General features: G+C 42.6%; 20 protein-coding genes. 3 read left to right on the top strand and 17 right to left on the bottom strand.

Going from position 1 to position 22,232, the window contains the following annotated elements:
* Position 1: 1 nt before the first annotated feature.
* From obgE to uvrC, 3 genes are read right to left on the bottom strand one after another with little or no spacing between them, the layout of a single operon-like run.
* Complete coding sequence (gene obgE / locus ACHBID_RS00825; RefSeq protein WP_105161308.1) at positions 2-1,315, bottom strand: GTPase ObgE; 1,314 nt, start codon at positions 1,313-1,315, stop codon at positions 2-4.
* Positions 1,316-1,360: 45 nt separating this feature from the next.
* Positions 1,361-1,489, bottom strand: coding sequence for a DUF4044 domain-containing protein (locus ACHBID_RS00820; protein WP_105137515.1), 129 nt, complete (start codon positions 1,487-1,489; stop codon positions 1,361-1,363).
* A 55-nt stretch (positions 1,490-1,544) separates the two neighbouring features.
* Complete coding sequence (uvrC, locus tag ACHBID_RS00815; protein WP_394731322.1) at positions 1,545-3,323, bottom strand: excinuclease ABC subunit UvrC; 1,779 nt, start codon at positions 3,321-3,323, stop codon at positions 1,545-1,547.
* Positions 3,324-3,467: 144 nt separating this feature from the next.
* On the opposite strand from uvrC, the gene ACHBID_RS00810 reads away from it, so the two are divergent.
* Both ACHBID_RS00810 and ACHBID_RS00805 read left to right on the top strand, forming a co-directional pair.
* Positions 3,468-4,211 carry an ATP-binding cassette domain-containing protein gene (locus ACHBID_RS00810; RefSeq protein WP_172099385.1) on the top strand — a complete coding sequence of 248 codons (744 nt, stop codon included), beginning with the start codon at positions 3,468-3,470 and terminating at the stop codon, positions 4,209-4,211.
* Positions 4,208-5,812 (top strand): permease, encoded by a 1,605-nt coding sequence (locus ACHBID_RS00805; protein WP_394731323.1) that lies wholly within the window; start codon positions 4,208-4,210, stop codon positions 5,810-5,812. The genes ACHBID_RS00810 and ACHBID_RS00805 overlap by 4 nt, the downstream gene beginning before the upstream one ends.
* 48 nt (positions 5,813-5,860) lie before the next feature.
* Here the strand turns inward: ACHBID_RS00805 and ACHBID_RS00800 are convergent, their stop codons facing one another.
* The 8 genes from ACHBID_RS00800 to ACHBID_RS00765 all read right to left on the bottom strand — a co-directional run bounded on the left by ACHBID_RS00800 (position 5,861) and on the right by ACHBID_RS00765 (position 14,800).
* Positions 5,861-6,649 carry an enoyl-CoA hydratase/isomerase family protein gene (locus ACHBID_RS00800; RefSeq protein WP_105122728.1) on the bottom strand — a complete coding sequence of 263 codons (789 nt, stop codon included), beginning with the start codon at positions 6,647-6,649 and terminating at the stop codon, positions 5,861-5,863.
* Between the two features lie 162 nt (positions 6,650-6,811).
* A complete protein-coding gene (locus ACHBID_RS00795) occupies positions 6,812-8,017 on the bottom strand; it encodes an acyl-CoA dehydrogenase family protein (RefSeq protein ID WP_105122727.1) in 1,206 nt (401 codons plus the stop codon).
* A gap of 14 nt (positions 8,018-8,031) precedes the next feature.
* Positions 8,032-8,817: an enoyl-CoA hydratase/isomerase family protein gene (locus tag ACHBID_RS00790; RefSeq protein ID WP_105161303.1), complete on the bottom strand. Its 786-nt coding sequence runs from the start codon at positions 8,815-8,817 to the stop codon at positions 8,032-8,034.
* Between the two features lie 13 nt (positions 8,818-8,830).
* Complete coding sequence (locus ACHBID_RS00785) at positions 8,831-10,057, bottom strand: CaiB/BaiF CoA-transferase family protein (protein WP_105110829.1); 1,227 nt, start codon at positions 10,055-10,057, stop codon at positions 8,831-8,833.
* A gap of 101 nt (positions 10,058-10,158) precedes the next feature.
* Complete coding sequence (locus ACHBID_RS00780) at positions 10,159-11,466, bottom strand: GntP family permease (protein ID WP_153056081.1); 1,308 nt, start codon at positions 11,464-11,466, stop codon at positions 10,159-10,161.
* Positions 11,467-11,487: 21 nt separating this feature from the next.
* A complete protein-coding gene (locus ACHBID_RS00775) occupies positions 11,488-12,663 on the bottom strand; it encodes a thiolase family protein (RefSeq protein ID WP_105161301.1) in 1,176 nt (391 codons plus the stop codon).
* A gap of 39 nt (positions 12,664-12,702) precedes the next feature.
* Positions 12,703-13,563, bottom strand: coding sequence for a 3-hydroxyacyl-CoA dehydrogenase family protein (locus ACHBID_RS00770; protein ID WP_202850082.1), 861 nt, complete (start codon positions 13,561-13,563; stop codon positions 12,703-12,705).
* Positions 13,564-13,642: 79 nt separating this feature from the next.
* Positions 13,643-14,800, bottom strand: a complete 1,158-nt coding sequence (locus tag ACHBID_RS00765) for a GntP family permease (RefSeq protein ID WP_105161300.1) — start codon at positions 14,798-14,800, stop codon at positions 13,643-13,645.
* Positions 14,801-15,182: 382 nt separating this feature from the next.
* Between ACHBID_RS00765 and ACHBID_RS00760 the strand changes: the two genes are divergently transcribed.
* The gene (locus ACHBID_RS00760) at positions 15,183-16,121 is read left to right on the top strand and encodes a LysR family transcriptional regulator (RefSeq protein WP_105161299.1); all 939 of its coding nucleotides are present in this window, start codon (positions 15,183-15,185) and stop codon (positions 16,119-16,121) included.
* 59 nt (positions 16,122-16,180) lie between these two features.
* On the opposite strand, the gene ACHBID_RS00755 is transcribed toward ACHBID_RS00760, so the two are convergent.
* The 6 genes from ACHBID_RS00755 to ACHBID_RS00730 form a co-directional block, all read right to left on the bottom strand.
* Positions 16,181-16,630: a VOC family protein gene (locus ACHBID_RS00755; RefSeq protein ID WP_394731324.1), complete on the bottom strand. Its 450-nt coding sequence runs from the start codon at positions 16,628-16,630 to the stop codon at positions 16,181-16,183.
* Positions 16,631-16,859: 229 nt separating this feature from the next.
* The gene (gene ldcB / locus ACHBID_RS00750; RefSeq protein ID WP_105161297.1) at positions 16,860-17,642 is read right to left on the bottom strand and encodes an LD-carboxypeptidase LdcB/DacB; all 783 of its coding nucleotides are present in this window, start codon (positions 17,640-17,642) and stop codon (positions 16,860-16,862) included.
* Positions 17,643-17,650: 8 nt separating this feature from the next.
* On the bottom strand, positions 17,651-19,237 hold the full coding sequence (locus tag ACHBID_RS00745; protein ID WP_394731325.1) for a TcaA second domain-containing protein: 1,587 nt from the start codon (positions 19,235-19,237) through the stop codon (positions 17,651-17,653).
* Between the two features lie 18 nt (positions 19,238-19,255).
* The gene (locus ACHBID_RS00740; RefSeq protein WP_172023361.1) at positions 19,256-20,275 is read right to left on the bottom strand and encodes a DUF6574 domain-containing protein; all 1,020 of its coding nucleotides are present in this window, start codon (positions 20,273-20,275) and stop codon (positions 19,256-19,258) included.
* A 148-nt stretch (positions 20,276-20,423) separates the two neighbouring features.
* Positions 20,424-21,107 carry a YjjG family noncanonical pyrimidine nucleotidase gene (locus tag ACHBID_RS00735; protein ID WP_170242485.1) on the bottom strand — a complete coding sequence of 228 codons (684 nt, stop codon included), beginning with the start codon at positions 21,105-21,107 and terminating at the stop codon, positions 20,424-20,426.
* Positions 21,108-21,389: 282 nt separating this feature from the next.
* Complete coding sequence (locus ACHBID_RS00730) at positions 21,390-22,232, bottom strand: aldo/keto reductase (RefSeq protein WP_394731327.1); 843 nt, start codon at positions 22,230-22,232, stop codon at positions 21,390-21,392.

Raw genomic sequence — 22,232 nt, 5'->3', positions numbered from 1 at the left:
GTTAATCAACAAATTCAAATTCAAATTTACCGATGCGGACAGTGTCACCGTCCTTGGCACCGCGCGCACGGAGGGCTTCATCAACACCCATTCCACGCAACTGACGGGCGAATTTCATGACAGATTCGTCGCGGTCAAAATTGGTCATGGTAAAGAGTTTTTCTAGCTTGTCGCCAGACAAGATCCAGCTGGCATCATCCGCACGGCTGATGTCAAATTCAGGCTCATCTGGATTGAAACCATAGTAAGCTTCTTCCTCTTGGAAATCAGAATCTTCATACAGCAAGAATTCTGGCGTTTTCTCAAGCAATTCTGCTGTCGCCTCCAGTAAGTTTTCCAATCCTTGATGAGCAATACCGGAAATCGGGAAAATCTGTGGCAGTTCGTCAAACTCGTCATAGTTGGCTACCAGCTTCTTCTTGAATTCTTTCAAATTCTCTTCCGCATCTGGCATGTCCATCTTATTGGCAACAATAATCTGCGGGCGTTCCATGAGACGAAGATTGTAGGTTTCCAATTCATTGTTAATGGCCACATAGTCCTCATAGGGATCACGGCCTTCGCTGGCTGACATGTCCAAAACGTGCAAGATAACACGCGTCCGTTCAATATGACGGAGGAATTGCGTTCCCAGGCCGACACCTTGACTAGCTCCCTCAATCAAGCCTGGCAGATCGGCAACCGCAAAGGATTCGCCTGATTTAGTTCGCACCATTCCCAAATTCGGTACAATGGTTGTAAAATGGTAGGCACCAATTTTTGGCTTGGCAGCTGTAATAACGCTGAGGAGAGTGGATTTCCCAACAGATGGGAAACCAACCAGACCAACGTCCGCCAGAACTTTTAGTTCTAATTCCAGATTGCGTTCCTCACCTGGTTCACCATTCTCAGCAATTTCAGGCGCAGGATTTTTCGGCGTGGCAAAGCGGATATTTCCACGGCCACCACGACCACCGTGGGCAATGACGAACTCCTGACCGTGCTCCACCAAGTCAGTGATAACCTTGCCAGTCTCCGCATCACGAACGGTTGTTCCCTGCGGCACGCGCACAATCAAATCTCCCGCACCACGACCGTGCATGCCCTTGGTCATACCTTTTTCACCGGCATCCGCCTTGAAAATGCGGTTGTAACGAAAATCCATGAGGGTACGCAAGCCTTCGTCTACCTTGAAAATAACGTGACCGCCATGACCACCGTCACCACCCCACGGACCGCCGTTGGGAACGTATTTTTCACGACGGAAGGCAACCATCCCGTCGCCACCCTTACCTGCCTTGACCTTAATCTTGGCAGTATCTAAAAACATACTCATAATCTACCTAATCTTTCTCTGAAAAAGACGCTAAAAAGCGCCTTTTTAGTTCATCAATGCATTGATTGCAGGGAAAATTAAACCAGCGATCGTGGCAACCACCATAATAATAACAATCAATAATGTAAAGCGTTCAAATAAAGTTTTCTTGTGTTTTTCTTCTCCAAAAGCCATTGCTTTCTCCTTCTACAGTCATTATCCTTTATTTTACCATAAAATGGCAGAGCGTTCAATTTTCATTGTTCAACTTCTCCTTGACCTTCTCCGCTACCTTATAAGGCACACCTGCTTCGGCGATTTCTTGTAGGTTTGCTGCTTGGATATTGCCAATGGATTTGAAATGTTTCATCAGAGCCTGCTTGCGCTTTGGTCCTAAGCCCTCAATACCATCCAATTTTGATGAGAAAGAATTTTTCGAACGAACCTGACGGTGAAACTCAATGGCAAAGCGGTGTACCTCGTCCTGAATGCGTTGCAGGAGGAAAAATTCTTGCGAGTTACGAGGCAGTTCAACCACTTCAAGCGGATTTCCAAACAGCAATTCGTGGGTCTGGTGCTTGTCATTCTTCTGCAAGCCCGCAATCGGAATGGTCATACCCAACTCATGCTCGATAATCTCCTTGGCCACATTGACCTGTCCCTGACCACCGTCAATGATAATCAAATCGGGTGGCACCAAGCCTTCTCTGAGGACGCGACTATAACGGCGGCGCAAGACTTCCCGCATAGAGGCGTAATCATCCGGCCCCTCAACCGTCTTAATCTTGTACTTGCGGTATTCTTTTTTATTAGGTACCCCATTTTCAAAAACCACCATGGCCGACACAGGACTGGTCCCCATGATGTTGGAGTTATCGAAAGCCTCAATCCGCACAGGCGTCGGAATCCCCAACAGCTGACCGATATTCTCCACAGCACCGTAGGTCTTCTCCAGATTTTTCTCCAAGAGATTAAACTTCTGCTCCAGACTAACACGCGCATTCTTAGTTGCCAGATTGATGAGTTGCTTCTTCTCGCCACGCTGGGGCTTAAGCACCTTGGTATCCACCAGAGCTTCTACGGCTTCTTGGTCAATATCCTGCGGTATCAAGACCTCTGAGGGAATCAAATGTTGCTGGTCCCTGTAAAACTGACCGATGTAGGTCAAAAAGTCTTCGTCCGCATCATTATAGTATGGAAAAAGATTGACATTCCGCTCAATCAGTTTCCCCTGCCGAACAAAGAAAACCTGCACACACATCCAGCCCTTGTCCACATAGTAGCCAAATACATCCCGATTTTGCAAGTCATGGGCCATCACACGTTGCTTGGTCCGCAGGGTGGAAATGGATTGCAGGACATCACGATATTCCGCAGCCTTTTCAAACTCTAGATTGCCAGCAGCTGCCTTCATCTTTTCCTGCACTTCTTTGACAATCTTATCATCATGACCTGTCAAGAACTGGGCAACTTCCTTAGCCATCTTGTCATAGTCAGACAGGCTGGGCATATTATCTCCATGGGCCAGACATTGCCCCAAATGATAATAAAGACAATACTTGTTCTCAGGCAATTTACACTTGCGGAAAGGATAGAGGCGTTCCAGCAATTTGAGGGTCTGGTTGGCCGCACCCACATCTGGATAGGGACCAAAATACTGACCACCATCCTTTTTTATCTGCCGTGTAATGATCAGTCGTGGATGGCGTTCCTTGGTAATCTTGATAAAAGGATAGGACTTGTCATCCTTGAGCATGATGTTATAACGGGGCTTGTTTTCCTGAATCAGATTGATTTCCAGCAAGAGGGCCTCGATATTGGAATCCGTTACGATAAATTCAAAGTCGGCAATCTCTGACACTAAAGCCTCTGTCTTGGTATCATGGGCACCACGAAAATAAGACCGCACCCGATTGCGCAGGTTTTTGGCCTTGCCTACATAGATAATTTTTCCGTACTTGTTTTTATGAAGGTAGCAACCCGGACTGTCCGGTAGCAGCTCCAACTTGTGCTTAATGGTATCATTCATAGTTCTAGTATAGCAGTTTTGACCAAAAACTTCATAAAGAAAAAATGTGATTTTTTTACATTTTTCCTCTAGAAACTCTTGTTTTTGTCCTAAGACAGTAGTATAATAAGTCTATATATCATTTGAACGACTAAGGAGGAGCTTATGATTACATTCGACCACATTACTAAGGCTTACGGTGACAATCTTGCCTTGGAGGACTTGAATTTGACCATTGAATCGGGTGAGATTTTTGGGCTGATTGGCCACAACGGTGCCGGAAAAACCACGACCATTAGTCTGCTGACCTCCATTATTGAGGCGACGGAAGGTCATATTTTGGTGGACAATCTCACTCTGGCTGAGCATCGGGATGAGATTAAAAAGCGGATTGCCTACGTTCCAGACTCGCCAGATATCTTCCTCAATCTGACAGCATTTGAATACTGGCACTTCCTCGGCAAGGTCTATGGTGTGCCGAAGGAGGACGTAGACCAGCGCATCGGGACCCTATCAACTCTTTTCGACATGACCGCCCGCCAGCACGAGCCTATCGATAGTTTCTCCCACGGTATGCGGCAGAAGACCATTATTATCGGTGCTCTGATACCCAATCCAGATATTTGGATTTTAGATGAGCCCTTGACTGGACTGGATCCGCAAGCCTCCTTTGACCTCAAGCAGATGATGAAGGAACATGCCAGAGGTGGCAATACGGTTCTCTTTTCAACACACGTTTTGTCCGTTGCTGAGCAACTCTGTGACCGCATTGGCATTCTGAGAAAGGGTCGTCTGATTTTCGTAGGTAGTCTGGAAGAATTAAAATCCCAGTATCCTGATAAGGACCTGGAAACTATCTACCTGGAATTGGCTGGCCGCCAGAAGGAAAAGGTAGGTGAGGAGGCATGAACAAATCTGTCATCTGGGAATTGGTGAAAATCAATATCCTCAACTCCAATCCGCAATTGCTGGCCCAGGTCAAGAAAAAGCAAAGCAAGCGCAAGGATGCCTCCTTTTCGGCCTACAAAAGTATCCTCTGGCAACAGGGATTTATGGTAGTGGGCTTTGCCGTCCTCTACACTGTCTTTTTCCTTGGAATTGACTATAGTCGCTCGGTTGGTTTCTTCTCCATGCAGCTGGGCATCTTTACGGTCATGGCTATCCTTTATGGATTTACAGGATTTTTCTCCGTCTTCTATGATAGCAAGGACACCAAACTCTATCTGGCCCTACCTGTCAAAGACAGTGAGGTTTTTGTAGCCAAGGTTCTGTCGGCTCAAGGAATGGTTCTGCCCTTCCTCATGCCCAACCTGACTCTACTGGGTGTGGCCTATTATCAAATCGGAGGACTGCCCCTGCTACCACTTGCCCTACTTTCCTTTGCCATCCTCTGGCTCCTGGTCAATGTGGTCAACCTAATCATGGTACATTTTATCGGAACTATTCTGACAAAAAGTTCTCGTAAGACCTTGATTTCAACCATCTTGACAACTGGAGCGTCCCTGATTTCTGTTGGGGCCATGATGTACATCCAAAGCCAACAAGTACGGTCGTTTGATACAGGTGGCTTTGTGGAATTTCCGACCATTCCGATCTTTGTTGGTTTCCACTATCTAGTCAGCAAGACCTTGTCGCTGGCTACGCTCCTACATTTTGCTCTTCCAATCTTGGTTATGATCGGTCTGATTTACTATGCGACCAAGACAGTTATTCCAAATTATTTCAATCAAATGCTGGTCATTGATACCATTTCCAGCAAGAAGAGCAGGAAAAAATCTGGCAAACTTCCTAGCAATCTCAAGCAGGCCCTGGTTAAACACCACCTGGCTACGCTTAACGACAGCAATCTCCTGGTTCAATCCTTCCTACAGCCAATTATCATGGGTGTGGCCCTCTTTCCAAGTTTCTCACAATTTATGGATGGTGATTCCTTTAGTCAAATCGGAGTAGATTATTTCGGTATTTTTCTGCTGGCTGGAACTATTCTGGGCAGTATGTTTGCAGGGGCTACAACCTTTATTGGGGTGGCCATGTCGCTGGAAAAGGAAAATTATCACTTTATCAAGACACTACCTATCAACTTTAAGCAGTTTACTATTCAGAAATTCTGGGTTGTCTCGGCAGTCCAATTTCTGCCACCTGCCTTGCTCTATTTGGTCCTGGCAATCGCATTGCTCAAGGTAAACCCAATTTTGGCCCTCTCCTTTACAATTGGTAACCTAGTAACAGCAATTTTAGTTGGACAGATTTTCTATTGGCGGGATCAGCGACTCCTCATGCTTAACTGGCAAAATTCTAATCAGCTCTTCGGTCGCGGCGCTGGCCAGTGGCTGATTGCAGGCTCAATTTTTGCAACCATGATTCTGGGAACCATTCTCTTTGTGATTGCAACAATCCTGACGAACACTATCGGTCCAATCTATGTTAGCTCAGGAATATTCACACTCGTTCTGGTCTTAGCTGCTGGCTTGCAGTATTACCTCTATAAGGTCTACTGGAAGAAATTATGATATAAAAGTAAAGAGTTTGGAAAACAGTTCCAAACTCTTTTTTCTTGTTTAATTGACCCTTGTAAAATCTGGTTTTTCCTTGCGTAAAAAGGCTCCTACTGCTTCAAACAAGGCTTGTTCCTTAGAAGACAAATGGGTCTGCATAGCTTCTAATTCGAGAGCAGCTTCCAAATCAGGATAGAAGAATCGATTGAGCCAATCTTTTTGAATTGAAAGGACTTTAAGAGGTGTATTCAATAGGAAGTTAGCAAAATCTAGTGCTTCTTTATCCAAATGCTCATCATCTACAGATTTAGTGATAATTCCTAAATCCATAGCTTCTTCTGCACGGATAATCTGATTCGTTGTAAAATATTGAAATAGTTTTGATGGTCCTATTTGTTTGCCCAAGAGATAAAATAGCCCATTATCCCCGGGTAAACCGATACCATTAAAGGCTGGAACTAACTTGGTTTTCTTTCCAATGATACGGTAGTCACAAGCCATCGCTAGCCCAAATCCTGCTCCAGCCGCTGAACCTTGTATGACAGCAATAATAGGCTTAGGATTATTACGGATTGCCATAACCAGTCGACCAGGATTCAGAGTGTGGTTCAAGTCAAACGGCTCCCGAGTTTCAAGTAGCTTATTAAATTTGTTTATGTCACCTCCACCGGAAAAAATTTTTCCATTTGCGCGTAAGATGATGATTTTCACTCTTTCATCGTCTGCCAAATTATGAAATGTTTGGATTGTCTCTTCAAACATTGTTTTATCAAATGAATTACCGAATCCCGGCCGATTCAGCGAGATTGTCGCAATAGAATCATGAATGTCTAATTCTATAGTTTTATACATATTTTAACCTTTCTAACCTAATATTATATAAACAGGAGGCTGGCAGAACCAACCTCCGACTAGTTATTGATTTAGAAAAATGGTAGTTAGTGATGAAGAGGTAGACCAATAACTAGACTTTGTAAATGAAGGAGAAATAATCTTGGTATCCAATTGATAGGATTAGTTGAAGGCAGCTTCGCCTGTCAGTGAACGTCCGACAATCAAAGAGTTCATTTCATGCGTACCTTCGTAAGTATAGATTGCTTCAGCATCTGCAAAGAAGCGGGCAATATCGTAATCAGCTACAATACCATTACCACCGCAAGCTGAACGACCAAGTGCAACGGCTTCGCGCAACATTTCAGCATTATTCAATTTACCGATAGAGGTTGCCACTTCATTGTAATCACCTTTTTCTTGCAGGCGAACAATCGATGCACAAAGTGCCATTGCTGTCGTAAGGTTGGATTTCATCTTAGCTAGCTTTTGTTGAGTCAATTGAAATTGAGACAACTTCTTGCCAAATTGCGCGCGACCATTGACATATTTCAAGGTAGCTTCTAGGGCACCCGCAATTGCACCCGTCGCCATGAAGGATACTCCAGCTCTAGTCGTATAAAGAATACGAGCGATATCTTTGAATGAATTGATTTTTTGTAGACGTTCACTCTCTTCCACCACAACATCTGTCAAAGTAATATCGCAGTTTGGTACAATGCGCAAGGCAATTTTATTTTGGATGACAGAAACTTCTACACCTGGTTGGTCTCTGCGAACAATAAAGGCTTTTGGCTTACCAGTCTCAACATCACGCGCATAGACTGGAATGACATCTGCCACATTAGCACCACCAATCCAGCGTTTAGCGCCATTGATAATCCACTTGTCTCCCTCGCGACGAGCAGTTGTTTGCAATCCCCAAGCAACATCAGAACCATGGTCAGGCTCTGTGAGGGCAAAACAGGTTCTCAGTTCATGGTTGGCCAATTTCTTAATATATTTTTCTTTTTGGGCATCGTCTCCACCGTAAAGGAATGAGTAGAAACCAAGCCCTGAGTGAACACCGTTTAGCGTTGCAAGGGATGGGTCGAAACGGGCCATCGTATAGGCGAAGAAGAATTGGAAGATGAGACTTGGAGTATCTGCACCCTCGCGGCCTTCATACAATAGTGGACTATATTTGTATTCCAGGGTTCCCATATCTTCGAAAAATCCTTCTGGTACTGTACAATTCGACCAATGGGTATTCAAATCCTTACGGTATTTAGACTCCAAGAGTTCATAAAGGTTTTCCAAAATTGTCAGTTCACCTTCACTCAAATCTTCGGAGATGCGCAATACATCTTCTGGAAATAGTTTTTTTAACCGTTCTTCTTTAGTTGCCATAGTGATTACTCCTTTTATTCTGATTTAAATTCTGCTTTACGTTTTTCAAGAAAGGCATTGATACCTTCAACCTTATCATTGGTATCAAGTAGGACAGAGAAAGCTAAATTTTCAAATAACAAGCCTGAATGAATATCCACATCATTTGCGGAGTTGATGACACGTTTAGCCAGCATAACCGCAATTGGTCCCTTAGCCGTTACCCGTTTTGCTACTTTTTCAGCTACAGTCAATAATTCTGCAGGATCAGCTACTTGCATAATCAATCCACTTGCCACACCTTCTTCGGCTGAAAGAATTCGCCCTCCCAAAATAACCTGTTTTGCAATCGATTCATTGGTCAAGCGCACCAATTTTTGTGTACCACCAGCACCTGGTAAAAGTCCCAAGTTAGTTTCTGGCAAACCGAGCAAGGCAGTTGTAGAAGCAATGCGGATATCACAGAACATTGACAATTCTAAACCTCCACCAAAGGCATAGCCATTGATGGCTGCAATGAAGACTAGGCGTGAATTTTGCATTCCCAATAAGAAGTCGCGAGCAAAGGATGAAAGATTTTCCTTCCCTTTTTTAACCAAGAGATTTTTTACATCTGCACCTGCTGCAAAGGCCTTATCCCCTGCCCCTGTCAAGATGACAGCACGAATGTCTTCTTGATTATTGAGATAATCTACAGTTGCTTTTAGCTCTCTCCAAACTTCTGTAGACAAGGCATTCATAGCCTCTGGACGATTGATAGTCACAATAGCTGTATTGCCTTTTTCTTCCAATAGTAAATATTCTAATTGTGGTTTAGACATAGTTCTTACCCTCCTAAAGTGTTACATTTGAATCAATAAAGGCTTTGAATTCTTCATCAGAATATCCCAAAGCTTTCAGTATTTCTTCTGAATCACGACCAATCCGACCAGTCGGTTGATAAGAATCAAAGGTATCATATTCTGAGAATGATACTGGAAGATTAGGCATAACAGCTGTATTTCCCGATTCAAAGGTAACTTCACGAAGATAATTATTAGCCCAGGCTTGTTCATCTTTAGAAACATCTGCATTGTGTTTCAATACTTCGTAAACAATATCTGCCTCATCAAATAAAGCAGTCCATTCAGCCATTGTCTTGGTTCTAAAGACTTGATAAAGTTTTTCCATCAATTCCTTCAGGGTATCCGGATGAGCTTGCAAGATAGCAATCGTCTCTGTATCTGGATGCTCTGCGTACTCATCTAATCCTAGCAAACGGTAGAAGTCAGGGGCCTGACGTTCATAATTACCGAGGGTAATGATAACCCACTGATCATCTGAAGATTGATAGATATGATTCGTAGGGGAACCTGGGGCCATTTTATGTTTTGGATACTCTGCGCCATACCGCTCTTGTGTGGCCACAACACCTGTAGCATTGTACCAAATACCTGTACCGTACAAGGAAGATGTTAAGAATGTTCCTTTGCCACTAACAGTTCTTCCATACAAAGCACCCATGATTCCCAGGGCGATAACAGATGCGACCGTTGAATCTCCAAAGCCGCCTAAAGGCTTAATAGGAAAGTCGCCTTTTGAGCCCCAGTCAACCATTGCACCCGTTCTTGCCCAAAAGGCTGCCATATCAAAACCTGGTCTGCTTGCTGCTGGCCCTTCATAACCATATCCTGTGAAATGAGCATAAATAATCTTTTCATTGACTGCTTTTACTGTTTCATAAGAAATGTTCATTTTCTCAAGAGATTTCAAACGAACATTCGTAATGAAAACATCTGCTTCTTTAATCAAATCAAATAGAATTTTCAGACCTTCCTTGGTTTTCAAATTCAAAGCCAAGAGTTTTTTGTTTGCGTTTTGAACGGTAAAAAGTGGGTTTTCATCATCAGCTTTTGGTGTTCGGAAACCTGGACCTATGTGACGCCAATCATCTCCTTGCAAACCCTCAATTTTGATAACTTCTGCACCCCAGTCAGCCAGCCATCTGGTTGCCGTAGGAACGGCTATAAACGTTCCTAATTCAACGACTTTTATACCCTCTAAAGGTTTTTTCAAACTCATTATATGTACTCCTTTCAATACATTTTTTTATCCTGTCGAATGTAGAAATATCGACAGACCTGCACAATTACATGTCAAGCTTTTTCCAATGTTATTTAACATCAGACAAATATTCCTAATTTGATAAGAATCATTGCGACGATAATAGAGATAACACCACCCAGAAGCCCTGTCCTAAGGTAGACTACAATCCCTTTGCGATATTCTAATTTTGCTAATTCCATGGCATTATTTACACCTGGCGAATGAGCCGAAATAGATGTAGATGCCGCTATGGCCATAAGACGATGGGAGGTTGCTGCCGTCAGACCAGCTTGCTCAGTAAACATAGCATTTACCTCTGCACCAAAAGAGTTGATAGCACCTGCTCCTGTTGCTGTAATAAAGGATACTAGCGAGATTAGAAGCACACCCTTTGTCATTGGAGAAAAGATATCCAAGCCAGCAGTTACCAAGGCAAATCCAGGAACAACTTTGATAACTGAACCTATAGCTGACGTTGCAGCGACACCAAAAATTGGTGCGTAGGCGGACGATAGAGCTCCTGTAATTGTCTTATCCAAGGCTTTATAACGCTTGAAGAAAAGAATGACACAAAGGATACAGCCAGCTGTAATCGAATACAGTACATCAACTTTAAGGAAACCCGCCAAAGCAATCATGACAACAATTGGAAGAATTGACAACGATACAGAAGGTAAATCTTCATCCGCACTGCTATTTCCAAGTCCTGCATAGAAATTAGCACCAGTTTCATCAAATCCTTCACCACGCTTCTCCGCAACTTTTAAATCATAAACGATAAAGAAAGCTTGATAGGCATAGAAAACTAGTGCACAGATTAGGGAAAGTCCCATACCAGCTGTAATAGGCTGACCTGTAAATTGAGAGGGTGTAATATTGGTCAATTGGAGAGACCCACCGATAAAGAGAGCGCCAATAACAGCCGATCCACCATTGGTATAAAGCCTCCAAGGAATATTAAATTTCTTGAACAGTTCTGCCGATACGTCAATGACCGTATAGACAATGACTAAGCCTGAAACTCCAACATAGGATAGGATGGCATACATAACAGGTACAAACGCAACTGCCCAGAACTTTTGATTCTTCTTCAATTTAGAGATAGCTCTGTAGATGCCCATAGCGATAGACTTTGATGCTCCACCGTCATTGAGCAAACGACCAAAAATGGCACCAGCGGCAAAAATAAGAAAGAAGTTTTGAATAAAGGAAGCAAACCCTGGTGCCCAGGCAGTTTTGAGCAATTCCAACATAGGTAAGCCTGATGTCAGAATAATGATAAAAGCGGAGAGTAGTGCTGATAGTACTAGATTAAATCCTTTCACACATAAGAAAATGAAGAATCCAATCCCAAACAGCATTCCGATAAGACTGATTAGTTCCATAGCACACACACTTTCTAGAAACTAGGTCTCATCTTCGATTAGTTCAATCAGACCAGCAGCGCCCATTCCGCCACCGATACACATGGTAATCAATCCAAGTTTGCCTTTTGTTCGTTTCAATTCTGAAATTGTTTTTGAAATCAAGATAGCACCTGTTGCACCAAGTGGGTGACCAAGGGCGATTGCTCCACCATTAGGATTGACCTTAGCTGGATCAAAGCCCAGAGTATCGATGATTGGAAGGGCTTGAGCTGCGAAGGCTTCGTTCAATTCAATAACATCAATATCGTCTACTTTGACATCCAAGCGATTTAACAAACGTGGTACTGCCTCTATTGGACCAATTCCCATGATATTTGGATCTACCCCTGCAACATTGAAACCAAGGAATTTGGCAACCGGTTTAATGTTTAATTCCTCTGCCCGCTTACGAGACATAAGAACTACAAATCCTGCACCGTCTGAAACTTGCGATGCCTGTCCAGCTGTTACAGTACCATTTTCTTTAAAGACAGGATTCAAAGCACCTAAAGCTTCAATGGTCGAACCATAACGAATACCTTGGTCATCTTTGAATTCAAACTCATTGCCCTCTAGGTCATTTCCAATCACTGGGATAATTTCGTCAACAAACTTACCAGCTTTTTGAGCAGCCTCTGCACGGTGGTGACTTTCAACAGCGAAAGCATCCATTTGTTCACGGGTCACACCATATTTTTCTGCTACATTTTCTGCTGTAATTCCCATTGGCGTATAAAGACCAGGTTCATTATCTGAAATCCATTGATCACGGGTAGCAGGATTTCCTGCCATTGGCAGTTTGGACATGGATTCCACACCACCAGCTACTACTACATCTGCCTCACCGGACCAAATCATATTTGCTGCTGTAGAAACCGATTGTAGACCTGATGAACAGAAACGGTTAATCGTTTGAGCAGATACACTGTACGGTAAACCAGCTCTCAGAGCAATGAGACGAGCGACGTTGTTCCCTTGTTCCGCTTCTGGTTTGGCTGTTCCGACAACAACGTCATAGATTTCTTCCTTTGGAAGATTCGGTACTTTTGCTAACACCCCTTCCAAAACCTTGCCGGCAAAATCAACCGGATGTTGTAGGCGCAAGAACCCCTTCTTTCCCGCTTTAGCAACAGCTGAGCGACCATAGGCAACAATCACTACTTCTTGTTGAGACATGAATATGTTCCTCCATTTTTAAAATATATTTTTTAAATTTTATTTAGTATATTTATAGAAACCTTCGCCTGTTTTACGGCCCCATTTTTTCTCATTGTACATTTTCTCCAACAACTCAATACCTGGACGACGCTCTCCAGTTTCATCTTGCTGACGTTTGGCAGCTAGATAGGCTAGGTCAATACCGGTCAAGTCCATCAGGCGGAATGGGCCCATCGGATAATTGAGACCTTTTTCGACAGCTGTATCAATATCTTGATATGATGCGATGCCTTCATCATAGAGTTCCATGGCTTTACGAGAAACAGCACGGAGTACTGAGTTCGCTAAGAATCCATCATTTTCTTTCATAACAAAGACAGGGTCCTTACCAGTATTGCGGGCAAAATCCATTAATCGTTCAACAGTTTCCATAGAAGTGTGTTCGCCTTTGACTACTTCAACCAATTTCATTACCAAAGCTGGATTAAAGTAATGGAAATTAGCCAACAATTCTGGTTCTCTAACAGCATCTTTGAACAAGGAAGACACCATGAAACTAGAGTTTGTAGCAAGAATAGTACCTGGTTTTACCAATTCAGTCACTTCTTTGAAGAAATCAAACTTAATCTGGCGATCCTCAATAATGGCTTCAATGACTAAATCTACATCCTCTACTGCTAATTTTATATCTGGTTCAAAGAATAAAACCTTATTGACATCATCGATATGCTCTTGGGTTAACTTCCCTTTGGCAATGCGTCCATTAAGATAATCGACTGTCCACTCTTTTGCTTTTTCTAAAGCTTCTTCATTCTTATCATTCAAAAAGACTGTATAGCCATAGAGGGCTGAATTCAGGGCAATTTGACGCCCCATTAAGCCTGAACCGATGACAGCAACACGTTTAATTTCACTCATTTTTATTTTCCTCCTAAAGATTGGAAGGTATTTTCACACCCTTCAAGTTTCTCTGAATGTCTAAATAATTTGGTAAAAGTTACCATATACCCATTTGATAAAGTATTGCACCAACAAAGGCACAAATAATTGGAATCACAACTGATGTTACAAAGGTATTTAGATAAGATTCCTTGTGAGTCAAGCGCATAACAGCTAAGGAATTGATAACAACTCCGTTATGCGGTAAAGAATCTAGGCCACCAGCAGAGACAACTGCTAGGCGATGAATGACCGGAGCCGGAATTCCCTGATCAAGAAAGCGCTGACCAAAGACCTGCAAGCCAACTCCCAATCCACCTGCTGATGATCCGGTAATTGCGGAAGCAATGTTAACTGCAATGACCAACTGGACTACAGGCGGACCAGGAATCTTATCCAGACCGGAAATGATGTACTGAAAGGCCGGTAGAGCCGCCACCACTGTACCAAAACCAACCACTGAACAAGTAGCTCCTACTGCATTCAAAGTGTTTGTGGTCGCTTTTTGAATAGTAGCAAAAATTCCTTTCAAGTGCTTGTAGAACAGCAGGTAAGTCACTGTAATAGTAATGAGTAGACTAATAGGTGGCGAGAATTTCAAGATATTCATAAAAAGGAACAAGACAATCGAAGGCAAGAAACAAAGCCATAATGGAATATTAGGAATATCTGTCTCAGTTTTGATATCTGACTCTGCAATCCTATAACCAGTCTTATAAAATCCTTCTCCCCTTTTTTGAGCCTGCCTCAAACGAAATTCGATATAGCCGACACCCATTATCAAAGCCAAGACGGCAAGAATTAAGCCAAGTATAGGGGCGGCCATCGTCGTAGTCCCCAGATACTCCGTAGGCATAATATTTTGAATCGAGGGTGTTCCAGGTATCATCGACATAGTAATAACTCCAGCAGCTAATCCATTACAAGTGTACATGTGCCAAGGGATATCTAGCTCTTGAAATATTTCCTTAGAAATAGCCACCATTGTAAAGACCAAGACATAGACCGAGATGCCACCATATGATAAGGTCGATGAAATAAAAATCAGGGTCAAAATTGCAACTAGTTGCTCCTTACCTGGAAATTTCCGAGCAAATCCTGCAAATGTATAAGCAATCACTTTTGCTGCTCCAGAATCTCCCATCATCTGACCGAATACTGCTGAGAAGAAGAAAATGAGCCAGTTTCGCTGAGCAAAATTTGCAAAGCCAGTCATATAATTTTCCTGTATCAGCTCGTTTATATTTCCGCCAGATAAAAGAATCATCGGCAACATACTGATAATACTTAGAAAAAGTATTGGAAAGCCCTTATAAGCAAGGTAAATAAGAAGACTTAACGATAGGAGAACCCCTATCAGACTAATAAGTCCAGGATCCATTGATTTCCTCCATGTTCTAAAAAATAAGTTTATACGTTTCTATAATTGTTAGTTTGTGAATTCTTAAATTTTTGGAAGCGCTTCATTTACTTTATAGACAAATTATAATACGATATAGTAACTTTGTGAAATGCCAAAACAGAATGCTTCCATAACAAAATCATTATGGTAAAATGTTAATATATTTTAAAACAATTACAAAAATGGAGGTATATAAATGTCGAGTATTTCTAAAAAAAGCATCATTGAATCCATCATTTCCTTAGGAAGTATCACTGCTGCTGCCGAATCACTCTATGTAACACAGCCCTATATTTCGAGAATATTAAAAGAAATTGAAGAGGAGTTAGGAGCTAAACTATTTGAACGCCGCTATCGTGAAATGAAATTAACTCAGGCTGGTGAAATTTATTTAGCCTTCTTAGAAAAAGTGGACGTACTTCACAGCGTTATGTTGGATCAATTATCCTCTATTGCCAAAGAAAAAAAGGGACTGTTGCGTATCGGCATCAACCCCATGTTATCTCCTATTTTTCTACCAGCTATTTATCCTATCGTTACAAATACAATGGACAAGGTAGAATTTAAATTCGTTGAAAATACTTCAAAAGTCCTTCTAAATATGCTAAATGAAGGCGATTTAGACCTCCTATTTGGTATCGGAAATGAGGACAGCAACTTTGAAACAATCCACGTTTTTGACTCCAGCATGTGTCTCATCGCTTCCGAATCATCCTCTCTCTTCCAACCAACTAGACAGCGCGAGCTACTAAAAAATTCATTGGATATGAAACAACTTCATAACTTGCCTGTCATATTATTGAATGAACATTATGTTTTTAGAAAAATTATTGATACTGCGTATTTTCAAGAAAATATATCAATCAATTGTATCCATGAAACCTCAAATACGTACACTGCAATTGGCATGGTCAAAAAAGGAATTGGGAATATATTTCTACCAAAGGTTGTAACTATACCTAGTAACTTTAACAAATGCAGCATTTATGAAATTGCTGAGCCATCCTTCACTATTGAATTTGTCTTTTATCGAAACCCAACTATCCAATCACCGTCCTACCTTGATGAGTTTATTGAGCAAGCTGGCAGGACTCTACATGAACATTATACTCAACCAGTTATGGTTAATCGCTAGTTATTGATAATATATAAACCAAAAAAGTTCGGAACATTTGCTCCGAACTTTTTGTGTGTTTAGTTTTCTTCTGCGTAGTATTCCGCCCCATAGCCTTCAACTTCTGCGTTGAATTGCCATGTGATGCCGAATTTGTCCGTAACATTTCCGTAGGCCGGTGACCATGGCACTGCCTGCAACTCCATGTTGATGGCTTTAGCATCTACTGACAATTTGTCGTAGAAATCCTTAGCTGTTTCAGCATCATCAGTGATAAGGGCAACGGTGATGTTGTCGCCTACTAAGTAAGGCATTTCTGGGTTGTTATCAGAAAGCATGAAACGTTGACCGTTTGGCAAGCGGAATTGTGCATTCATCACATGATTTTCCAATTCAGCTGGACAATCTGGCAAGAAATCCTTGAACAAATTTACTTGCTCAACTGTTGCACCGAGGGCATTTTTGTAAAATTCGATGGCTTCCAATCCGTTACCATTGGTTACCAAATATACTTCCATTGCTTTAAACATTATGTTCCTCCAATTATCGTCATATGGTTTATCTTTTATTACTTCGTTAACTCGTCTTGCCTAACTTCAGTTATGCCTGCGACTATTGACGCAGAATACATCTGCTGTATCATTATACCCTTCAACAGTCTCCCAGACTGTTGATGCAAGTACTAAAAGTAAACTAAACGACTTTATAAGATAAACCATCATATCACATCTGATTTGTATGGTCAAATACTTTTTTCTATTATTGATAACCGCCGCCAGCAACGCCGAAATACTCTTCCAGGGTCAGGCCAGAATTGTAAATGTCAGTCGCTTCTTGGCCAATATAACGCAGGTGCCAGGCTTCAGCCATGTAGCCTGTGATGGCTTCTTTTCCAGGCTGATACCGAACGATAAAGCCATAGTTGTGGGCGTTTTTAGCTACCCAGTTGGCTGCGGTCGGCTCTTCTAAGAGATTGCCAGCGCTGTCCATTAGGTCAAATGCTAAGCCTGTCTGATGCTCACTATAGCCTGGACGGGCTGAATAGGTATCGGCAGCAACCTGACCATCACGATTGACATAGGACTGATAGAGCCCAGCCTGGGTCTCGTAAGAACGGAAACCACTATAGGAATGCGATACAGCGAACCCTTGTGCCTGCATGTCTGCAATCAGGCTCTGGAAGGCTACCAAAGCTTGCGGGTCCTCACCTGGAGCGTAGGAAGCTGCCAGAGGATGCTTTTTATTGGCAATGACAACTGGTCCGTATTTCCCTTGGACACTGTAATAAGAGCCGTTGTAGTTTGCATCTGTAGCAATGGTCTCCTCGGCCTGTTCAGACGACGAACTAGCATCGCTACTGTTTTCTGACCCTTCAGCAGTTTCGCTGGTTTCTGATGACACTTCAGTCGTGGTTTGCGCTGTCTTGCTTGAATGACTGGTGTCATTTGATTTACTTGATTCTACCTTGCTTTCTGATTGGCCGCATGCTGTTAAGAGCAGAGCGGAGAGCAAGAGAAAACTCAAGCTTTTTTTATTCATCATTATTTGCCTCACGTTTCACTTACTCCATAAATCAAGAACGAATCACCATTTTGTCTCAGATTAAAGACTTGTTTTTTCGTCAAGGTACTCGATTTACCATTGAGATAAACTTCTCTAAATTGATTATGAACGGTCACGACGTAATTGTCTCCATCTTTCTTGACATCCGTCACAGTATAATCAATCGTCGTTTGGTAATCAATATTGGCTCTGGCAACACCGCCACCCTCAATATAGTTTACATATATACGATATACCTCACTTGAGGTATCGAAATATCTGTCAAACTGAACGGTACGGTGGGTAATAGAAGACCGCATTGACTCGATATAGTCATTCATGAAGGTCTGGATTTTTTCCTTGGTTTCCTGCTCCTCTTTGGCCTGAGCTTCCTTGCTTTCCTTAGCTTTTTGAGCGTCCGTCAACTTCTTGCTTTCCTCAGAAGACATGGTCAAATCCGCATAAATTTCGCCAACTGCTGGATCGACCAGAACCTTGGTAGATTCCGTTGTAAATGTTGCGCCCTCAAAATTAAAGCTAACCTTCAAATCAAGATGTTGATTGTCTAGAACTTCAACGCTGTCTGACAGTGATTTGGCAATTTCCTTATCACCAGAGAAGACCTTGATGTCCTTGATAGAGCCGTTATCGACCGGCAGGTGTAGGTTGAGCGTTTTCTGAACAGGCGATAGAGTCATGACAATCCTGTTTTCTTCAGCTTGGCTGAGATTCGGCTGCAAGCTGGTTTCAAAGTCTCCAGATTTAGTTTTGCCCTTAGCCTTGAATTCTTTATTGGCAAAATGATGTTCACCCAAAGATGTTTCTTTGTTGGCTTCAATCTTTTGGTCATCAATAGATAATTCAGACAGGTCACTATTGACAAGAATTTCAACCGGATAACTGGTCACTTGGTATTCTGGAAAAAGACCCAATTTACGTCCTTTTTCACGTAATCCGAGCAACTTATTTCCACGTTGGTCGTTAAAAGTATTTTTTCCGCCAGATGCTTCAATGGCATCTAGCTCACTCTTGATATCGACGCCTTCAGAGTTCAAATATTGGATAAAATCCTTAGCCTCTGACTTGGACCACTTGTCATCATTAGAAGATAGGAGGGTCGCAATCTGGTCGTAATCATTGCTGTCAACTGCTGTTTGGAATTCATCAACAGCGATGTCCATTCCAGTCACAGAATCCATATAGTAGTAGCCCGCGCCGAGTGCAAGTAGGGCCACAGCACCCAAGCCAAAGAGAATCTTCTTTTTCTTGCTCTGTGGCTTGGTTTGATAAGTGGTAAAGACAGGTTGTTCCACAAGGACCTGCTCCACCTCTTGAACAGGCTGGGCTGGCTCTACAGGTACTACTTCCGCTACTGGCTGTACAGGCTGGGCTGTTTGAACTGCTTCTGCTACAGTCTCTGCACCATTCTCAGCCACATTTTCTGCAGCTACTTGTTGGTCGCTGTCCAATCCTGCTATGGCCTTGATTTGCTTTAAGTCAAAGTCAACTTCCTTGGCCTTAACAAATTCAGCAGGGGTTGGCTTTCTACCAACAACCTTTTCAAATAAATCAATCCATTTTTCTTTCGTTGCCATATTTCAACTCCTATTTGATTAAAAGAGACTTGACCAGAACATTTGTCCTACGATAGAGGCTGCAATAATTCCTGATACAAAGATAATCAGACCATTTACCAAAATAGCAATAAAGTAGCGATACAAGGAGTCCATCTGTGATGAATTAGTAAAGTTAGCAAGGGCATAGACGCTGGCTGAACCCACGGCAAAGAGGGCTAAAGAGGTCGCAACACCAACCAGAGAGAAAATTCCCAAAACAGCTGACAAGGCCGCAATTGCATAAAGCAATACGTTTACCGCAAACAAACGACCATAATATTCAAGAGTGTAAGCAAATGTATATTGCTGTTCTTTGTAGATAAAGCGTTTCACCACAAATCCTGCCAGGACAATTGAAAAAATAATCAGAGCAATTCCGATAAAGGTCTTAAACAAGATATCCAGTCCAACACTTACTGCAGGTGCGGAAGAACCATAAGCATCGTAGCCATTAGCGCCCTCAAACAGACTACCGAGTTCTGAAGTCAGACTATTTGTAAAGCTATTGACACTGTTTGCCGCCTTAACCATTGGGAAATAAATCGTCAGGGCTGCGAAAAAGGCGATGAGCAAGAGAGAGGTCAAACCGTTATATTTGTGGGTATGGCTGGCAATTGAAGTTGGTTTCTTCCAAGCAGACACAATCCACTCTCTAAACTGCTTGAAGAAGAGACCGAATGCTGATGGTGCAGCTGGCGCTTGTTGTAAGGCCTGCGGATTTACCTGCTGTACCATTGGCTGTGGCTGTGCTTGTTGCGCTTGAGCATTGGTTTGCTGAGCGAAGGCTTGAGCTGGTTCCTGAACTGGTTGCTGGGCAGGAATGTCTTCTGGAGCTGAAACAGGCTCTACAGTAGACTCTGCATCAACTTTTTCTTCTTGAACAACTTCTTCTGTAGGTACATTTTGAAGGTCATCCTCTTCAAATTCTCCAGCGACAAGAGCAGCTTCAATCTCATGAGCTTCTGGCGAACGACCATTGATAGCTTCAAAATATTCAATCCAATCAATCTTTTTCATATTATTTCTCCTTTTGTTTTGATAGATTGTGCAGAATACACTACTCTAGTATAGCATATTTATTTCATTTTTAAAACTATTTATACAATATTGTTACAAGAATTTTAAGATTTGAAAAAATGAAAAAAGCAAGCAATGGTCTCGCTGCTTATAAGATATCTATTAATTGCTGGTAGTTGCTGATGGTGTAGGTTGGTTTGAGATGGCTTGTATTTTCTAGGCCAGCTGGATTGTACCAGACTGTATCCATGCCAGCGTTGATACCGCCTTGGATGTCTGCCGTCAGGCTGTCACCAATCATGAGCGCTCTGAACAGGTCAAAACCGGTAATCTGCTCTGCTATTTTTTCATAAAAATCAAGCTCCGGCTTCTGGGTCCCCATCTGCTCAGAGATAAATACTTGCTTGAAATAGCTGCCAATGGGTGAGTGTTTGAGACGATTTTCCTGGATGTAGGTGATGCCGTTGGTCGCGCCATAAATCTGGTAGCCACGCTCCGTCAAGGTCTCAAGCAAATCATCCGCTCCCTCAAAAATCTGTCCTTGACGACCGATAAATTCTTGGTAACGAAGGGCCAACTCAGCTCCGTCTTCCTGCCGTCCGAAATGGGCAAAGGCCCGCGAAAATCGAGTATTGACCAGCTCCTTCTTGGTAATCAAACCCTTTTCCAAGTCCTTCCACATGCCCTGATTGAGCGGACGATAGACATCTTTAAAGGCCTGAATGTCCTCCACTTCCATAAATTCCAGAAACTGAGTGAGGGCAATCTCCTCACCAGTCGCAAAATCCAACAAAGTATGGTCAAGGTCGAAAAGTAGAAATTTGTAGGTCATGATGCTTTTCCTTTCAGAGGCGAATTATTTTATCAAAGGTTAATGAAACTATTATACCATATCTTTAATATCAAATTTGGGATAGATGTGATTAGGCACACTTACCGCGATACTTACAGGAAATCTACAACATATTTGGCACAATTATTTCCTCACTCAAGTAAATTTTTAATGGTTCCTAATGTATTCTAAAAATAGATCGGTCACGCGCATTCTTATTGGATTGGTGTACAGACCGTGCTCGCACAAAAAACAGCCAACTTTCGTCAGCTGTTGAGTTTCTTAAAAATTCACATTGTCTGGATTAGATTGGACGCTGACGCCTTCAACACTATCCAAGGTCGCCACATCATCTGCCGACAATTCAAAGTCAAAGATGTTCAAATTGCTTTCAATATTGGCTGGTGTGACAGATTTTGGTAGAGGCAAGAATCCTTTTTGCAGGCTCCAACGTAATGCCACTTGGGCAACAGATTTGCCAGTCTTTTCAGCAATTTCTTGCACTACTTTATTCTTGAAGATGCTGCCTGTTCCCAGTGGACTATAGGCTTCAAGAAGAATGTCGTGCTCACGGCAGAAGGCTGCTAATTCTTCCTGCGTGCAACCCGGTGCCAAGAGAACTTGGTTGACCTGTGGCTTGATTTCAGCTGTTTCAAACAAGGCTTCCAGGTGATGGATCATAAAATTGGATACACCGATAGCGCGGACCTTGCCTGCCTTGTAGGCTTCCTCCATGGCCTTCCAGGCACCAGCATTTCCAGCCTTCCAGGCATCATTCTCACGGAGCGCCTTTGGATTTGGCCAGTGAATCAAGAGCAAGTCAAGATAGTCAACGCCTAATTTTTCCAGCGATTCCTCAATCGACGCCTTAGCAAGCTCATAATCGTGCTTGTCGTTCCAGACCTTTGTCGTCAGGAAAATATCCTCACGCGCCAGGTCACTATCTGCGATGGCACGACCAACACTGCGCTCATTTCCATAAATCTGCGCCGTATCGACATGCGTGTAGCCAACCTTGAGGGCGTGCGCCACACTCTTGTAGGCATCATCGCCTTCTTTAATCTGCCAAGTACCAAAACCAATCTTTGGAATCTTGACACCATTTGAAAGTGTATAGTTTTCCAT

The sequence above is a fragment of the Streptococcus sp. A25 genome, assembly GCF_043674095.1.
Taxonomy (GTDB): Bacteria; Bacillota; Bacilli; order Lactobacillales; family Streptococcaceae; genus Streptococcus; species Streptococcus suis_V.
Note: the sequence above shows the minus strand (reverse complement) of the source record. Positions and strands in the feature narration are given on the sequence as shown.

Excerpts from the sequence above, each read along its gene's own strand:
- ACHBID_RS00755 (WP_394731324.1), bottom strand. The coding sequence starts at position 16,630 with ATGTTTAAAGCAATGGAAGTATATTTGGTAACCAATGGTAACGGATTG.
- obgE (WP_105161308.1), bottom strand. The coding sequence starts at position 1,315 with ATGAGTATGTTTTTAGATACTGCCAAGATTAAGGTCAAGGCAGGTAAG.
- ACHBID_RS00800 (WP_105122728.1), bottom strand. The coding sequence starts at position 6,649 with ATGTATAAAACTATAGAATTAGACATTCATGATTCTATTGCGACAATC.
- ACHBID_RS00740 (WP_172023361.1), bottom strand. The coding sequence starts at position 20,275 with ATGAAAAAGATTGATTGGATTGAATATTTTGAAGCTATCAATGGTCGT.
- ACHBID_RS00745 (WP_394731325.1), bottom strand. The coding sequence starts at position 19,237 with ATGGCAACGAAAGAAAAATGGATTGATTTATTTGAAAAGGTTGTTGGT.
- ACHBID_RS00810 (WP_172099385.1), top strand. The coding sequence starts at position 3,468 with ATGATTACATTCGACCACATTACTAAGGCTTACGGTGACAATCTTGCC.
- ACHBID_RS00760 (WP_105161299.1), top strand. The coding sequence starts at position 15,183 with ATGTCGAGTATTTCTAAAAAAAGCATCATTGAATCCATCATTTCCTTA.
- ACHBID_RS00785 (WP_105110829.1), bottom strand. The coding sequence starts at position 10,057 with ATGAGTTTGAAAAAACCTTTAGAGGGTATAAAAGTCGTTGAATTAGGA.
- ldcB (WP_105161297.1), bottom strand. The coding sequence starts at position 17,642 with ATGATGAATAAAAAAAGCTTGAGTTTTCTCTTGCTCTCCGCTCTGCTC.
- ACHBID_RS00795 (WP_105122727.1), bottom strand. The coding sequence starts at position 8,017 with ATGGCAACTAAAGAAGAACGGTTAAAAAAACTATTTCCAGAAGATGTA.
- uvrC (WP_394731322.1), bottom strand. The coding sequence starts at position 3,323 with ATGAATGATACCATTAAGCACAAGTTGGAGCTGCTACCGGACAGTCCG.
- ACHBID_RS00820 (WP_105137515.1), bottom strand. The coding sequence starts at position 1,489 with ATGGCTTTTGGAGAAGAAAAACACAAGAAAACTTTATTTGAACGCTTT.
- ACHBID_RS00730 (WP_394731327.1), bottom strand. The coding sequence starts at position 22,232 with ATGGAAAACTATACACTTTCAAATGGTGTCAAGATTCCAAAGATTGGT.
- ACHBID_RS00735 (WP_170242485.1), bottom strand. The coding sequence starts at position 21,107 with ATGACCTACAAATTTCTACTTTTCGACCTTGACCATACTTTGTTGGAT.
- ACHBID_RS00775 (WP_105161301.1), bottom strand. The coding sequence starts at position 12,663 with ATGTCTCAACAAGAAGTAGTGATTGTTGCCTATGGTCGCTCAGCTGTT.
- ACHBID_RS00770 (WP_202850082.1), bottom strand. The coding sequence starts at position 13,563 with ATGAGTGAAATTAAACGTGTTGCTGTCATCGGTTCAGGCTTAATGGGG.
- ACHBID_RS00790 (WP_105161303.1), bottom strand. The coding sequence starts at position 8,817 with ATGTCTAAACCACAATTAGAATATTTACTATTGGAAGAAAAAGGCAAT.
- ACHBID_RS00765 (WP_105161300.1), bottom strand. The coding sequence starts at position 14,800 with ATGACTGGCTTTGCAAATTTTGCTCAGCGAAACTGGCTCATTTTCTTC.
- ACHBID_RS00805 (WP_394731323.1), top strand. The coding sequence starts at position 4,208 with ATGAACAAATCTGTCATCTGGGAATTGGTGAAAATCAATATCCTCAAC.
- ACHBID_RS00780 (WP_153056081.1), bottom strand. The coding sequence starts at position 11,466 with ATGGAACTAATCAGTCTTATCGGAATGCTGTTTGGGATTGGATTCTTC.